The following is a 15,380-nucleotide window of genomic DNA, read 5'->3' on the forward strand; positions in this document are numbered from 1 at the left end:
AACTTAAATAAGGATATTGCAAAATTCATCAAATACTAAAGCCCTTAATTGGGACTTTATTGTTGTACATACGGGTTGAAGTATCCGTTTCTGTATTCTGTTATCCTCTTTATTGATTGGTTAATACTATCAACTGTATTCTGATCCAACACATAATCAATCCTTTTTTTGTTTTTAAGTAAAGTTCCTCTAATAAATTGGGTTTGAGCATGAGGTGAAATATTATTGTAAATAGTTGCCCTTGTAACAAAATTAATTTTAGCCTGCCGATCTGACATAGCATCTATATCCACGTCTGTTGTTTTAATGCTACTAATCATGTAAGGAGGTATTGTAATCTTATAACTAATTTTACCTTCATATTTCCCTCCACATGAATAACAAACAAATCCCAATAAAAATACAATTTTTTTCATTTTATTAAATTTGATCAAAGAAAAGGAAATATTGAACTGTATAATTATGGCATCCCGTAAATATTATGTTTTTATTATTAACTCTTTCCCTTTAAGTGCGAAGAAAAGGTTTTGGAGTTGGTGAATAATAAATTAAACTTCATAGATCCCCTTATCAGTAAACACAAAAAACCTGCTGTTTTTAGGAAGATTTTTCGTGTCCAAACCTGTAAATTCACTGAATGCGGGAAGTAACAGCTGGTTTTCACTAATTGCAAAACAGGGAAGCCTGATTCTTTTTACAGCAGAATTTAAAACAACTCCAGGGTGAATATGACCGGTGATCTGAAATCCGGATCTTTCCTTATCAAAATCATGAATGAAAGTAAACATCCCCAATTCTAATAATGAGGCTTTAAAATCCAGACAGAGCTTTTTCTCCAAGGCTTCTGAAATACGGTCATGATTTCCCTCAATAAGATAAAACTGTAAATCAGGATACTGATTTCTCCATTGACAAAATTCATCCACATCAGAATTGTCACCGGCATGAAGTAAATCACCAACAACGATAAATTTTTCAGGCTGAAAATATTCAATCAATGCTGATAATCTCTGCAGATCACTTTTCATAATATGATTGGCTACTGCAATACCGTTTTTACGGAAATGAGCTGTTTTACCTATATGGAGATCAGAAAGAATCAGAGCTTTTTCTTTTTTCCAAAATACAGCACGCTGATTGGTAAGGGTAAAGCCCTCATTCTGAATGGTAATTTCTTTAAGGGTTATAAACACGGTGGATCAGTTCAGGGTTTTGGGATTAAAATGTAACGTTTCGTACTCAAGGTTCTTTTAATAATAATTATTCTTCTCTTCTGCTTACATGAAAATTTTCATCAAAAATATAAGTGATCGGAATTCCGGTTGCAATTTCTCTTTCCAGAATTTCGTCAGGAGACAGGTGCTCCAGATACATGATGAGTGCACGAAGGCTATTTCCATGAGCAACAATCAGTACATTTTCATCTTTTTTCAGGAGAGGAGCAATTTCTTTTTCGAAATAAGGAATCACCCTGTTATAAGTATCTTTAAGGCTCTCTCCACCCGGTGGAACCACATCATAAGAGCGGCGCCAGGTATAAACCTGTTCATCTCCGTATTTCAATGCTGTTTCTGCTTTATTAAGACCTTCAAGATTTCCGTAAGAGCGTTCATTCAAAGCTTTATCCATCACAATAGGAATATTGGGTTTTCCTATTTCATCAAGAATGATGGAAAGGGTATGTTTTGCTCTGAGTAATACAGAAGTAAAGGCAATGTCTATTTTTTCTTTTTTTAAGGCAATTCCTGCATTTTTTGCTTCTTCAATTCCTGTTTCTGTAATATCGATATCCTGCCATCCCGTGAATCTGTTTTCAAGATTCCAGAGCGACTGTCCGTGACGGACTAAAAACAATTTTGCCATTATTTGAATTTTTTACTCTTCTAAGAAGATACTCTAAGTTACGAAATTATTGAAATTTTATCGCTATAAAAAGAAACATTTTTTAACCCTTTAAAGCTGATAATGATCATCAGTAAAGGGGTTTCAAAGTTTAAGCATTCTTTTAATTCTTGCATCCAGCCCTTCACTGGAAAGGGTCTGTCTAAGGCTGTCTACTTTGATTGGGAAACTTAAAGGAGTAAAAGAACGGGAATGTTTTAAAATAACCGTAGATTTTTCAATTCTTTTAAAAGCTTCCACAAGCCGTTGTTCCTGGAGCTGTATGTTAAAAACTTCGGTGTAGGATTGTCTGATTAAAAAATGCCCAGAATCATAGTCTTCCAGTACTTTAAAGATCAATCCGGCTGAACTCTGTAATGATTTATTGGATCGTTGTTTCCCTGCATAATTTTGAATCACCATCCCGGAAATCACTGCAATATCTCTGAATTTTCTTCTTGCCATTTCAGCAGAATTGATACTGGCAATCACATCATTCATCAGGTTATCTCTGGTTAATATCTGCTGTAAATTTTCTTCATTCAGCGGTATTTCTTTATCGCTGAACAATTCAAATCCGTAATCGTTCATTGCCATTGAAAAGGAAATAGGCGCTAATTTTGAGATACGGTAAGCAATTAATGCAGCCATCACTTCGTGTACCAGACGGCCTTCAAAAGGATACATAAACAGATGATAGCCTTCACGGTTTTTAATCATCTCCACCAAAAATTCATTTTCTTTAGGAATATGAGAGTTTTCTTCCTGATTGATTAAGAGCGGATGCAGGAACTTCAATTCTTTTTCTGAAGCCTTCGGGTTTAAAGCATATGAAAGCTTTTCTCTTAAAAAATGTCCAAGATCAGAACTTAAAGGCAGCCTTCCGCCAAGATAACTTGGAACCAGGGCTTTTCCTTTTGCCGATCTTACATAAACGGTCATATCTTTAATCATCGCTACCTCCAGAGTTCGGCCTGCCAGAATAAACCTTTCTTCTTTTTTCAACTTGGAAATAAAATATTCTTCAATCATTCCTACATAACCGCCCGAAATAAACTTGACCTTCAACATGGCATCACTAACAATGACTCCCATATTCATACGGTGGAGCATGGCTATTTTTCGGGAAGTTACCTTGTACAAACCATCTTCCATAATCACAACTTTATGGAACTCTTCATAGTTTTTTAAAACACTGCCGCCAATGGTAAGAAATTCAAGGATGCTTTTCCATTCTTCTTCCATGATTTCCTGAAAAGCATATACTTTTTTAATTCTTTCGTAGGTTTCATCGGGATAAAAACCGTTTCCAACAGCTAAAGTCATCAGGAACTGAACCAAAACATCAAAACACAGAACCACAGGTTCTCTGGGTTCCACTACTTTTTGTTTTACAGCTTCTTTTAAGGCGGATACTTCAATCAATTCTAAAGAATGGGTAGGAACACAATAGATCTTAGAGGTTTCAAAAGGGGAGTGCCCGCTGCGTCCGGCCCGCTGAAGAAATCTGGCTACTCCTTTTGCTGATCCGATCTGAATCACTGTATCAACAGGTTTAAAATCTATTCCAAGATCTAATGATGAAGTGGAAACAACAGCTTTTAATTTTCCTGAGCTAAGGTTTTCTTCGATCCAGATTCTCAAATGAGCATCAATGGAACTGTGATGGATTGCAATCTGTCCTGCAAAATCAGGATAGGCATCCAATAATAGCTGATACCACATTTCACTCTGACTTCTTGTATTGGTAAAAACAATGGTAGATTTTGAGTCTAAAATAATAGGAACTACTTTATCTGCGAGTTTATGCCCAAGGTGTCCGGCCCATGGTAATATTTCAACTTCATCCGGAAAGACAGGGATAATATCTATTTTTTTATGTTCTTTGGCTGTGATTTTCGTTTTCTTAATATCATATGGAATCAGAATATCCATTGCTTCATCCAGGTTTCCAATGGTAGCCGTAATTCCCCAGATTTTTATTTTGGGGACATATTTCCTAAGCTGTGATATTCCCAGTTCTATCATGACACCTCGTTTTGAACCTAGTAATTCATGCCATTCATCCACTACAACAGATTTCATATCCCTGAAAAAGTTCTCATGGTTTTTCTGAGCGAGCAGAAGGTGGAGACTTTCAGGGGTTACCACAAGGATTTCAGGCATCTTTTTTACCTGCTGCTGCCGGACTTTAGGATCCGTATCGCCATTTCTTACACCTACCACCCAATCTAACCCGATTTCGTCCATGGCTTCCTGCATGGCTTTGGCTATATCTTTGGATAAAGACCGAAGTGGCGTAATCCAGACCATTTTAAGCCCTTTTTTATAACTTTCAGGATGGTTGAGGAAATCGGTGACCAATGCTAGAAAAACAGAAAAGGTCTTCCCAAATCCTGTAGGCGCAACAACCATACCGCTGTATCCGCTTCCGAATTTCCGCCATGTATCGGTCTGAAATTTAAATGGGGACATATCCTTATCCTTCATCCACTGCTGAATGATAGTAAATCCATCGGTATTTTCAAAAGCTGCCACTTTATTGTATTAATTTTTTGATTTCCTCGAGGGTATCAATTTCATCTACAGTTTTATCTTTCCGCCACCTTACAATTCTTGGAAACCGAAGTGCTACACCGCTTTTATGACGGTTACTGAATCCGATTCCTTCAAAAGCAATTTCAAAGACAAGCTCTGCTTTTACGGTTCGTACGGGTCCGAATTTCTCAACCGCATTTTTAGTCACAAATTTACTGACCTCCATTATCTCTTTATCAGTCAATCCTGAATAAGCTTTCGCAATGGTCACCAATTTATCTTCGTTTTTCACAGCAAAAGTATAATCTGTGTAATAGGCACTTCGCCTGCCACTTCCTTTTTGGGCATAGATCAGTACCGCATCAATGGTAAAAGGATTGATTTTCCATTTCCACCAGTCGCCCTTTTTTCTTCCGGCATGGTAAGGTGAGCTTTTTTGTTTTAGCATTAAGCCTTCACTGTTTATCGCTCTTGAGTTCTCCCGGATCTCGTTCAGCTCTTCCCATTCTTCAAAATCAATACGCTGCGAAAGCTTTATATTTTCTGTATTTTCATTCAATAATAATTCTTCCAGCAGGGCCCTTCTTGCTACAATGGGTTTGTCTCTCAAATCATTGTTCTCCAGTTCCAACAGATCGTAGGTAAATACTTCTATCGGGATTTCAGTAAGCATTTTTCTGGTTAAAGTTTTTCTGTTTAACCTTTTCTGTAATTCATTGAAATTTAAAATCTTACCATCCTTTACTGCAAGTATTTCTCCATCTAATACAAAGTTTCCTTTCATCATCTTTACAGCTTCTGCAATCTCAGGAAACTGGTCTGTGACAAGTTCTTCGCCTCTGGACCAGATAAAAACTTCATCATTTCTGCGGATGATCTGTCCGCGAATGCCATCCCATTTATATTCTACCTGCCATTCATCGGGCTGTCCCAATTCCTCAAGATTCTTTTCAAGAGGGTAGGCCAGACAGAAAGGATAGGGTTTGGAATTATCAGGATTGATATTTTCAGCTGAAATTAATTCTTTAAAAGATGTTTCATCAGGCAGCCATTTTCCCATTAAACTGTGCATCAGTGTGCTGGATTCCTGCCCGGAGAATTTTGTCAACGAATTGATCAATGTTTTGTCTGACACTCCAATTCTAAAACTCCCACCAATTAGTTTATTGAAAATTAAGCGTTCTGTATAATCCAATCCGTTCCATGAATGGAGTACGAATTCTTTTTTATCTGTTTCTTTTTTATCTTTTAAATCAATAATATCCTTCATCCACTGAGAAAGACCACGTTCAATTTTTTTCTGTGGCGGCGGAAGGATCAGTGAAAGAGTTTCTCCAAGATCCCCAACTGAGGAATAGCTTTCCTGAAAAAGCCATAAAGGAAGTCCTGTGATTTCCAATGCCCATTCTTTCATAAGATTGGTATTAACATTTCTTTTGGGCCTTTTTCCTGTGAACAGTGCAATAAACCATACTTTATCTTCATCCGGAGCACGCTCCAGATAATCAATGATAGCATCTATTTTAGCATTGGTTTTATTGGTGGCTTCCAAGGCGTTGATAAGATCTGCAAAATGTCTCATGATTCAGAATTTTCAATAGTTTCTTTTTCTGATACTTCTTCATCTTCACCAAACAGCGTTTCTACAACATCTGCTTTAATCCCGGTTTCATTCAGGTATTTTGAAAATACCTCTGTCTGCCCGTGGGTCACATGTACAAGCTCTGCTTCTGTAGCTTTTACTGTCTGCAGTAGGCCTTTCCAATCGGCATGATCGCTCATGGCAAATCCGGCATCTGCACTGCGCCATCTTCTGGCCCCGCGAACCTGCATCCACCCTGAACATATTGCCGTAGCAGGATCAGGAATTTTTTTGATCACATTACTGTCTAGCAAAGCCGGGGGAACAATAACAATTTCATGCTCCATCTCTTTCGGACGTTCTCTGAAATCGCCAATAGTATATTCAGGAAGATTGATTCCTACCGCTTCAAAGGCTTCATTAAGTTTTCCAATGGAGTAGTGAACATAGAGTTTACCCAGTCCTTCTACAGCTTTCATAATACGCTGGGCTTTTCCTAGAGAATATCCAATGAACACTGAGGTTTTGTTGTTTTCCTGGTTTTTCAATACCCAGTTCTGAAGCTTATTATTAAGATCATCTACTTCCAGCCAGTTATAAATAGGAAGCCCAAAAGTACTTTCTGTAACAAATTCATTACACTTCACCAGTTCAAAAGGAGTGCTCAGACCATCTTCCTGAACTTTATAGTCTCCGGAAATGACAGTCACAAATCCTTTGTATTCTAATCTTATCTGTGCAGAACCAATAATATGTCCGGCAGGATGAAGCGAGACATTTACACCATTAATATTGGTCTTCTCACCATATTCAACGCTCTGGCATTCAATATCCTTTCCAATTCTTTGGTATAAAATAGGTTTGGTAAAATGGTGACAAAGATATTTCTTCATTCCCCAGCGGGCATGATCGGCATGTCCGTGAGTAATAATTGCCATATCTACAGGCCTCCAGGGGTCTATATAGAATTTTCCCTGAGGACAGTAAATTCCTTTTTTGGTAAATGTGATTAGCTTCAATGGTGTGATTGGTTTGTATAAAATGCTTCAAAAACTTAACCAATTTACAATAAACTGTTTATTTTTTTATAGTTCAAAGCTAAATATAATCGATGTTTTGATTGAAAATATGTAATTGGAAAATGAAGTCGTGCGGGTTTTTCAGTAGATTCTGTTTCTAAACGCATAAGGATTTTATCTACGATAAAATTGTAGACGGCTGATGATTGCCACTAATTCACGAATATTTTTGTTTGTTAATAACGCAATATGTCATTCCGTAGGAATCTAAACTATGTGTTAAATTCCCAATGTAAAAAGCAAAAATTTTATGAATCATACTATTTATTAAGTTTTGGCTAAAGCCAATGGAATTTGGGTTATTTAAATAAATGAGCTAAAGTCTGTTTCTATTGAATTCTCATTTAGAGAACTCTGAATCATATAGAGAAAAAAATAAGCTGCTTCATCTTGAAACAGCTTGTTTTGTTATTTTGCATTTAACACTTCATTTACATACTCAATCCATTGATGTTCCGGAATGGTTGTATCTATAAAATAATCCGGTTGAATTCCTTTTCCGTCTATGGCCATGTCCGGAATACGGAAGCTTTTTGAGAGGCTGTACCCGAATTTGATATCGTTGCATGGAGAAGTAACGTAATACATATTTGAAATATCCAGCACTCCAGCAGTTGTTGTTCCAAAAAGTTTAACCTTTTTACTTTGTTTTGAGGCCAGTAAAAATTCTTCAGCAGTACTTCCGTTTCCTTTATTGATAATGATTCCTACGTTTTTCGGATAAGGATAAATGGTATCAAGTTTATCAATGCCTACTGTGTTGTCATCCTCCTGTAAAGAAACAAACTGTCCTAATTTTGCATTTAATTTATCGTAAGATTTTTTCAGAAACTCTCTGTCTTCTTTTGATATTCCATATTTTTCATAGTTCTCATAAAGAAACATCATTCTTTGATTATTCAGTTTGGTAGAATAAAATTGTGTTCTGACAGTTCTGATAGGGTTGGTATAAAGATAGGGGGTGATATTCTTATAACTGGAATCATTTCCGCCACCGTTGTTCCGGATATCAATAATCAGATTTTCAGTGCTTTCAATTTTTGTTTTATTAGCTGCAATTACACTGTCAATATTTTTTTTCAAGGCTCCGTTAAAAGAGGGAATTCTCAAAAGAAGGGTCGTCTTATTCAGCTCTTTTAAAAAAGGTTTCTGGGCCATAGCTGCTTCATAATAGGTTTCAACTCCTTCTTCACGCTCAAACTTCGGAGAAATTCTTTTTAGGGTAAAATCTCCGATTTCCAGATAATTTTTGCCCACAAAATGAATATTATTCACCTCCTGTCTGGTTTTATCTCTTACATAAAAAACACCTGTTGTTTTATCAGCATTGATGATCAGCTTTACTTCATTAGGTTTCCAATTTTCAGCACCTGACTTGATAATAAAGCCTTTGTAAGTATCTCCAAACTTTTTAATTCCTATAGTATAAGGAACAGTCTCCCAAATTCCTTCCAGGTCAGACTCTTTTTTAGATTGAATTTCTTTTTTAAACTTTTCAAGATCTACCTTTACAAGATCAGATTTTATTGTTTCCTTAGCCTGAGGTTGAGGCTGTGCCTGCTCTTTATTACTTTCTATTTTTGAAATTGAAAAATGGCCGGATCTGAAAAACTTCAGCCAATCATAAATTGTCTGGTTACATTCTGTATCTGATTTTACATTTCGTATTTTGTTAAGAAATTCATTATTGTGAGCCTGATAAGCCGGAACTCCTTTTTTATCAATAACATACTGAAAACCGGCATCATTTTCCTCGAATGTTTTTTTCACCCACTGATAATTACTTTCACATGTACAATTCTGGGCAAAGGTCCAGGCAGAAGATGTGACAAGAATTAAAACGAGTGTTTTAATTTTAATCATAAATTAGTTTTTATTTTTTGAAAGATACGAATCTCAACAATAATTCCAATTGCTCTATTATCTTATTTCACTTCTAAAAGGGAGCTTTTGAACAATAAAACAATGAGCTTTTGATATGGGATACTTAATTCAAATGAAGGAGTATCAAGAACTCTGAAGGAAAGATATTGGGTGCTATTACGTCTTCGGGCAGAACTCCAGAAAAGGATAAAGAAATTGCAGGTGCAATGGGTTAAATTTCAGATATTTGTAAGATGGAAAAGACTTCTGAGATCATATTTGATAAACTTGTGTATTCATGTGCTTTTGAGTCTTATAAAGGACATGAAGAATTTATTCCTGATCATTTTTTAGGATTTCAACTGTCGGGAGAAACGCATGCCTTCCATGAACAGGGCAAAACTGTAATTAAGGAAAATACAGTAGTTCTGGTAAGGAAAAATCAACTTATCAGGACGATGAAATATCCTTCAAAGAATGAAAAGTATCAGTTTCTTTCCATTACACTGGATACAGATACCCTCAGACAGTATTCTGCAGAAAATAAAATAATGGCAGATCTCCCATTTTCTGATCAGCAAAAACTGTTTTTTGAACCGGATGCTTTTTTTAAGACCTATTTTATGTCACTTATCCCTTATGTTGATAAAACAAAAGACATCCCGCCAAGATTGGCTGCATTAAAAGTAAAAGAAGCTATAGAACTTCTTCTGCAGAGTAATCCTGATGTAAAAAACCTCTTATTTGATTTCTCAGAACCTCATAAAATTGATCTGAAGGAATTTATGAATAAGAATTTTATGTTTAACGTATCTCTAGAATCTTTTGCCAAGCTTACAGGACGTAGTCTTTCCGGATTTAAGCGTGATTTTAATAAGCTCTTCAACATGAGTCCAAAACAATGGCTGAAAGAAAGAAGATTAAAGGAAGCCTATTATTTAATTAAAAATAAGGAAAAACGGCCGTCAGATATTTATCTGGACCTGGGGTTTGAAAATCTGTCTCATTTTTATTTTTCATTCAAACAGAAATTTGGAGTTACAACCACTGAAGTATAAGGTAAAAACACAATGAATATAGGCTACACCAGCTGCTGAAAATAAAAATATCAAATTTTATAATAGGCTGAAAAGACAAAAAGACACAGAGGTTTTACTTACCTTGTGAATAGTTTTAAGACATAAGAATATTCCGCTCAATATGGGATTTTCAGCAAACTTACACCTTATTTTTAGCCACGAATGCCTTTAGATTTGTAAAAGGATTTAGTAATAAATTAGATAATAATTAAATACTGAAGAACCAGAGAAAATAAAGTGAACTAAACGAATGCATAGAAACGAACTATTTCGTGTATCAGACTCTATTTTCTCTTTTGAATATCTGCCATTTAGAATTTTAAGCGTTAGGGCTTATTAAAGGTTTTAGCATGATTCAAAATGGTTCCTTCAGGATTGACCTAAATCCAAAGTTATGAAAACTTATTTTATTGGAATAGATATTTCCAAGGATACATTAGATGTTTGTATTTTAAATGATTCTGATGAGAAAGAGCTGGCATTTAAAGTTAGTAATACAGTTGAAGGTATAGAAGAAATGATAGCCTTAGCTTGCTGTTCTGAACAGGATTTCAGCCATCGATATTGTTTTGAAAATACGGGAAACTATGGACTTCTTTTAGCTAGTTTGTTGGAAGAAAGGCAACTTCTCTATTATCAGGTTCCGGCTTTGGAAATAAAGCTGAGCCAAGGTATTCAAAGAGGAAAGAATGACAAGGTTGATGCCTGGAGAATCGCCAGATATGCAAAAATGCATGAGCAGGAACTTATCCCTTCTGCACTTTCTGAAGAAGTACTTTTTACAATAAAAAATTTTCTTACTTACAGAAATTTTCTAATAAAAGTAAGGACTCAGTTTAAGAACGAAAAAAAGGCTTTTTATCAAGTGAGCAAAATAGCTGATGTAAGCTATGAAATGGAGGAAATAATCCAGCAAATAAAAGCTTTGGATGATAAAATTGCCTCGGTAGAAGAGAAAATAAAACAACAGATCTGTGAACAGGAAAGCTTAAATAAAAACTATGAGAAAATAACCAAAATAAAAGGAGTAGGTTTTCTAACAGCTGCTTATATGTTGGTATTAACTGATAATTTTAACAAGTTTCAGAATCCAAGGAAATTTAATTGTTATGCAGGGCTGGCTCCTTTTGAACATACATCAGGTTCAAGCATTAAAGGGAAAACACAAACTAGTAAGCTTAGAAACAGAAGAATAAAAACCGTCCTTTTCAGTGGTGCAAACTCAGCCATAATACACGACCAGGAGCTCAAAGCATACTATAAAAGAAAAAAAGACCAGGGAAAGGCTCATAATTCTATTATTAATGCGGTATGTTGCAAACTGATCTATAGAATATTTGCTGTGGTAAAAAGAGAGGAACCTTTTGTAAATTTAACAAGATATAATTTGCATATGTCTTAGAATACACGAATAAAAATCATTCGTGCATTCGTGGCGATTATTTTTTATGGGATTATATTTTCAGCTCGCAGCCTTTCAAATACTTCTGTAAAAGAATCTTCTGTACTTTTATATGCGGTAAATCCTAAGTTTCTGCTTTTTGACATATCACACATTACTTCAAGAGGTCTTCCAAGATCCAGATCGGTGTGCCATGCTGATGATAAACGGCTTAATCTGTTCTCTTTCAGACTGTATTTTTCTGCAATAGCTTCCCAGGTTTCCTGATCATTTTCCAGTTCTTTTTCCAGAGATCTTATGGTTCCGCTGAAACCTTCAGCCTCTATATCAAACCAGTCTGCCAGTCTTTTCCAAAGCCATTTCCATCGGAAAACATCTCCATTCGTAATATTGAACGCCTGATTCTTTGCAGCTCCCGTATCAGATGCCCAAACCAACTGTTTAGCCAGTATTTTAGCATCCGTTATATCAGACACCCCATTCCATTGTGCTTCTGATCCGGGCCAGATGAATTTTCTTCCTGTTTCTTTACAGATACTGGCATAGACTGCGAGGGTTGCAGCAATATTCATTAGGTTTCCAACAGCATATCCTACAACGGTATGAGGCCGGTGAATACTCCATGTAAAGCCATCTCTTTCTGAAGCTTTGTAAATTTCATCTTCCTGGGCATAATAGAAATTGGGAAGCGGAAGCCTAGGATGTTCTTCACGAACAGGAGTTTCCGGTAATATCCCATTCTGAACATAAGCTTCGAAAGGTCCCAGATAATGCTTCAGTCCGGTTACTAAAGCAACATGCTGAACCGATTTTTTAGGAGATAAAACGTTAAGAAGGTTTCTGACAAGAGCACTGTTGATCCGGATATTTTCTTCTTCGGTATCATTCCGCATCCAGGTTGTAAAATAAATATGAGTAGGAGAGAGGGCTGCCAATGCCTCAATCAGGCTGTTCTCATCCAGTAAATCAGCTTTGATAGAACGAAGGCCCGGGATATTCTCATTTGGGTTTCTTGACAGCCCATAGGTTGTCCAGCCCTGTGCAATAAGTTCTTCTGCAAGATTACTTCCTGTAATTCCGGTAGCACCAACTACCAATGCAGTTTTCTGTGTATTTTCCATAAGTATTGTAAAAATTCTCTGACAAAATTATGGACATACGTTTCCTTTTACACTTGATCTGGATCATGCATTTGAGTTGATCTGGATCAAGTATTATTCGGAAAATTCTTTTTACGGATTCTGCTGATGGTTTCCGGAGCCAGCCCAAGATAAGAAGCAATCAGATTATGAGGAACTCTTTTGATTATTTCCGGGTTTTTCCGGATCAATTGCAGGTATTTTTCCTCAGCAGTATAGCCATTGGACACAATAAGCCTGTAATCTTTCGTAACAAGACTGTTTTGATAAAGAATTCTGAAATAACGGTCCATGACAGGAATTTCCAGCATCATCTTCTCATAGTTTTCCAAAGTAATCATTAATATTTCCGTATCTTCTACAGCATCAATGTTTAAGACCGCTTTTTCCTGATGAATAAAACTGTTGAAATCTGAGATCCACCAGCCTTCAAAAGCAAACATATTGATGTGCTCATTTCCTTTCTCATCAGGGTAATAAGATTTCAATAATCCTTTGCTTACAAATGACAGACATTTACAGATATCTCCTTCCTGTAACAGATATTGTTTTTTCTTAAGCTTTTTTACAGTAAAAAAGGTCTGAATCAGGTTTTTCTGTTCAGCAGTCATCTCAACCTTATTCTGAATATGGGAAAGCAATACATCAAACATCCAACAAATTTTCCTCAAAAATAAGGCTTTCACCAGGAATTGAAGGTTTATTTTTCAAAATCGTAAAGGTTTATTCCTATCTTTCTGTCTTTGATTTTTACCACTCTGGTAGATAAAGGATAAAAAATAAATTCACCGGCACCATTGATTCTTGCATCTAAAAGATGTCCTGCTAAAGCGGTATAATCTTCTCTGCCTAAGGTAATATGCAAGTGAAGTACAGGATTTTCTTCTATCAAAGAAACATTTCCTGAGATATTGGTGACTTCCATCTGTTCCTTGAATGTTTTATCAACATATTTTTTTGTTTCAAAACTAAAAAATCTAAGTGTTGCTTCACTTACAGCCCCAATTCCTGTGACTTCGCCCGCCTGAATATTTTGGTTTTGAACAAAGTCCGTTAATGCTTCCACAATACTGGAATCATTTTTAAGGCTTACAATATACTTTCTTGCAGTCCAGTGATTTCCTTTAAAATTTTGTATTTCCATGATGATGTTTAATTAATTAGAATATGTTGGAAAATGCAAAGACTTGGGAATATTGTAAACAGTAATAAGTTCAAAATACAAGTATATTTCACCTTAACCCAATATATGATTCTCAGTAACCGTAATGCAATACACAAATGGTATGTGATATTTAACAATGGAATTAAGATTCTACAGAATGACAAGCATAAAATTATAGCCCATAGAAATTATTCGTGTATTATCGCGATAAAACATGTCTTTATATTCCCAACAATTACAGCTAATGCAGGAATCATGCTTTTCAATCTACATTTTAATGCTTTTTTAAAAAGAAAAAAGATCTTATTAATAGAAAATTAATAGTCATTTTACTAGTTAAAATCAGGGAAATTACGGAAATTTGCAGCAAATTAAAATCAATGAAGATTGTAGACCTCCAGCAATGGAACAGAAAGGAGCATTTTGAATTTTTCTCTCAAATGGCAAGCCCATACTTTGGCTTTACAACAGAAGTAGATTGTACAACAGCTTATGACAAAGCTAAAGAAAACGGATATTCTTTCTTTGCCTATTACTATCACAAGTCTATGATGGCTGTGAATACTGTTGAGGAATTAAAACTTAGAATTATTGATGGTCAGGTAGTTCAGTTTGATACTGTTCATGCCGGAAGCACCATTGGCAGACCTGATGGAACTTTTGGCTTTTCGTTTACTCCTTTTTCTGAGGATTTTGCAACTTTCAATGCCGCATTGCAGGAAGAAATAAAAGGAGTCCACAATTCGTCCGGGCTTAGATTAAGCAATGAGAGGCTGGGAAAAGATCACGTGAGACACACTACCATTCCCTGGAATTCGTTCAGCGCAATTCTTCATCCTACAGATTTTAACAATGGAGAATCTGTGCCAAAGATCTCTTTTGGTAAATTCAGTATCCGTGATGGCAGAAAATACATGCCGGTTTCCATTGAAGCTCACCATGGTCTTGCAGACGGTATTCACATTGCAAAATATCTGGAGGAGTTTCAGAGACAGCTTGACCTATAGGGTTTAGACTTGAAGATTCTTCTAATAATAGATCTTTCTTTTCTCAAGCTTCACAATCTTATCTTTTTCCATTTGTTTTATGGTTCTTATCACTGTTTCTACACGAAGTCCTACCAGTGAAGCAAGTTGCTGCCTTGTCAGAGGGATCTGGAAAGAATAGGGTGTTTTATCATCATGGTAGCTTTTCAGATAATCTAACATGAGTTTCAGCTTGGATACCGGATTCTGAAAGGACAGATTGTAGAACATAATGTACTTATAATACATTCTTTCTGCCAGGCATTGGTAAATATTCAGTGATATTTCCGGATTGCTTTGTATCAGGTTTAAAAAACTGGATTTTGGCATTCTGAAAACCAATGAATCCTCTATGGCAATGGCATTCATAGGATATGGCCGTTCTACAAACAAAAGAGATTCCCCAAAACTGTGACCATCAGAAAATATATTCTGAATAAATTCCTTTCCATCCTCAGTATAATTATTCAGCTTGATCTTTCCCTTTTCTATCTGATAATAGTACAGAGGCAAATCTTTTTCGTGGAAAATAACTTCTCCTGCTTTAAAATTTTTTGTTTCTGCCCCAAATGAAATTAATAAATTTTCAACGATCATATCTGTGATTTATTTATTAGTTAAAATTTT

General features: G+C 35.8%; 14 protein-coding genes. 3 read left to right on the plus strand and 11 right to left on the minus strand.

What is annotated here, in order from left to right; all coding sequences use genetic code 11:
• Positions 1-56: 56 nt before the first annotated feature.
• The 7 genes from WH267_RS18010 to WH267_RS18040 all read right to left on the minus strand — a co-directional run bounded on the left by WH267_RS18010 (position 57) and on the right by WH267_RS18040 (position 8,943).
• Entirely contained in the window at positions 57-416 is a 360-nt protein-coding gene (locus tag WH267_RS18010; protein ID WP_340010072.1) for a hypothetical protein, read from the minus strand.
• A 132-nt stretch (positions 417-548) separates the two neighbouring features.
• Entirely contained in the window at positions 549-1,193 is a 645-nt protein-coding gene (pdeM, locus tag WH267_RS18015; protein ID WP_340010073.1) for a ligase-associated DNA damage response endonuclease PdeM, read from the minus strand.
• A 67-nt stretch (positions 1,194-1,260) separates the two neighbouring features.
• Positions 1,261-1,863 (minus strand): 2,3-bisphosphoglycerate-dependent phosphoglycerate mutase, encoded by a 603-nt coding sequence (locus WH267_RS18020; RefSeq protein ID WP_340010074.1) that lies wholly within the window; start codon positions 1,861-1,863, stop codon positions 1,261-1,263.
• 123 nt (positions 1,864-1,986) lie between these two features.
• The gene (locus tag WH267_RS18025) at positions 1,987-4,419 is read right to left on the minus strand and encodes a ligase-associated DNA damage response DEXH box helicase (RefSeq protein ID WP_340010075.1); all 2,433 of its coding nucleotides are present in this window, start codon (positions 4,417-4,419) and stop codon (positions 1,987-1,989) included.
• A 1-nt stretch (position 4,420) separates the two neighbouring features.
• On the minus strand, positions 4,421-6,001 hold the full coding sequence (locus WH267_RS18030) for an ATP-dependent DNA ligase (RefSeq protein ID WP_340010076.1): 1,581 nt from the start codon (positions 5,999-6,001) through the stop codon (positions 4,421-4,423).
• Complete coding sequence (locus WH267_RS18035; protein WP_340010077.1) at positions 5,998-7,020, minus strand: ligase-associated DNA damage response exonuclease; 1,023 nt, start codon at positions 7,018-7,020, stop codon at positions 5,998-6,000. Before WH267_RS18035 ends, WH267_RS18030 begins: the two co-directional genes overlap by 4 nt.
• 468 nt (positions 7,021-7,488) lie before the next feature.
• Positions 7,489-8,943 (minus strand): S41 family peptidase, encoded by a 1,455-nt coding sequence (locus WH267_RS18040; protein ID WP_340010078.1) that lies wholly within the window; start codon positions 8,941-8,943, stop codon positions 7,489-7,491.
• A gap of 254 nt (positions 8,944-9,197) precedes the next feature.
• Between WH267_RS18040 and WH267_RS18045 the strand changes: the two genes are divergently transcribed.
• Both WH267_RS18045 and WH267_RS18050 read left to right on the plus strand, forming a co-directional pair.
• A complete protein-coding gene (locus tag WH267_RS18045) occupies positions 9,198-10,001 on the plus strand; it encodes a helix-turn-helix domain-containing protein (protein WP_115972504.1) in 804 nt (267 codons plus the stop codon).
• 415 nt (positions 10,002-10,416) lie between these two features.
• Positions 10,417-11,424, plus strand: a complete 1,008-nt coding sequence (locus WH267_RS18050; protein ID WP_340010079.1) for an IS110 family transposase — start codon at positions 10,417-10,419, stop codon at positions 11,422-11,424.
• Positions 11,425-11,468: 44 nt separating this feature from the next.
• Here WH267_RS18050 and WH267_RS18055 read toward each other — a convergent pair whose 3' ends face one another.
• The 3 genes from WH267_RS18055 to WH267_RS18065 all read right to left on the minus strand — a co-directional run bounded on the left by WH267_RS18055 (position 11,469) and on the right by WH267_RS18065 (position 13,707).
• Positions 11,469-12,545, minus strand: coding sequence for an SDR family oxidoreductase (locus tag WH267_RS18055; protein WP_340010080.1), 1,077 nt, complete (start codon positions 12,543-12,545; stop codon positions 11,469-11,471).
• A gap of 86 nt (positions 12,546-12,631) precedes the next feature.
• On the minus strand, positions 12,632-13,216 hold the full coding sequence (locus WH267_RS18060) for a Crp/Fnr family transcriptional regulator (protein ID WP_115972873.1): 585 nt from the start codon (positions 13,214-13,216) through the stop codon (positions 12,632-12,634).
• A 47-nt stretch (positions 13,217-13,263) separates the two neighbouring features.
• Positions 13,264-13,707, minus strand: a complete 444-nt coding sequence (locus tag WH267_RS18065; protein ID WP_115972874.1) for a PPC domain-containing DNA-binding protein — start codon at positions 13,705-13,707, stop codon at positions 13,264-13,266.
• Positions 13,708-14,108: 401 nt separating this feature from the next.
• On the opposite strand from WH267_RS18065, the gene WH267_RS18070 reads away from it, so the two are divergent.
• Positions 14,109-14,735: a chloramphenicol acetyltransferase gene (locus WH267_RS18070; protein ID WP_340010081.1), complete on the plus strand. Its 627-nt coding sequence runs from the start codon at positions 14,109-14,111 to the stop codon at positions 14,733-14,735.
• A 21-nt stretch (positions 14,736-14,756) separates the two neighbouring features.
• Here the strand turns inward: WH267_RS18070 and WH267_RS18075 are convergent, their stop codons facing one another.
• A complete protein-coding gene (locus tag WH267_RS18075) occupies positions 14,757-15,350 on the minus strand; it encodes a Crp/Fnr family transcriptional regulator (protein WP_115972876.1) in 594 nt (197 codons plus the stop codon).
• Positions 15,351-15,380: the final 30 nt, after the last annotated feature.

The sequence above is a fragment of the Chryseobacterium sp. MYb328 genome, from assembly GCF_037572595.1.
Classification (GTDB): Bacteria; Bacteroidota; Bacteroidia; order Flavobacteriales; family Weeksellaceae; genus Chryseobacterium; species Chryseobacterium pennae.

Excerpts from the sequence above, each read along its gene's own strand:
- WH267_RS18010 (WP_340010072.1), bottom strand. The coding sequence starts at position 416 with ATGAAAAAAATTGTATTTTTATTGGGATTTGTTTGTTATTCATGTGGA.
- WH267_RS18020 (WP_340010074.1), bottom strand. The coding sequence starts at position 1,863 with ATGGCAAAATTGTTTTTAGTCCGTCACGGACAGTCGCTCTGGAATCTT.
- WH267_RS18030 (WP_340010076.1), bottom strand. The coding sequence starts at position 6,001 with ATGAGACATTTTGCAGATCTTATCAACGCCTTGGAAGCCACCAATAAA.
- WH267_RS18040 (WP_340010078.1), bottom strand. The coding sequence starts at position 8,943 with ATGATTAAAATTAAAACACTCGTTTTAATTCTTGTCACATCTTCTGCC.
- WH267_RS18045 (WP_115972504.1), top strand. The coding sequence starts at position 9,198 with ATGGAAAAGACTTCTGAGATCATATTTGATAAACTTGTGTATTCATGT.
- WH267_RS18050 (WP_340010079.1), top strand. The coding sequence starts at position 10,417 with ATGAAAACTTATTTTATTGGAATAGATATTTCCAAGGATACATTAGAT.
- WH267_RS18055 (WP_340010080.1), bottom strand. The coding sequence starts at position 12,545 with ATGGAAAATACACAGAAAACTGCATTGGTAGTTGGTGCTACCGGAATT.
- WH267_RS18060 (WP_115972873.1), bottom strand. The coding sequence starts at position 13,216 with ATGTTTGATGTATTGCTTTCCCATATTCAGAATAAGGTTGAGATGACT.
- WH267_RS18065 (WP_115972874.1), bottom strand. The coding sequence starts at position 13,707 with ATGGAAATACAAAATTTTAAAGGAAATCACTGGACTGCAAGAAAGTAT.
- WH267_RS18070 (WP_340010081.1), top strand. The coding sequence starts at position 14,109 with ATGAAGATTGTAGACCTCCAGCAATGGAACAGAAAGGAGCATTTTGAA.
- WH267_RS18075 (WP_115972876.1), bottom strand. The coding sequence starts at position 15,350 with ATGATCGTTGAAAATTTATTAATTTCATTTGGGGCAGAAACAAAAAAT.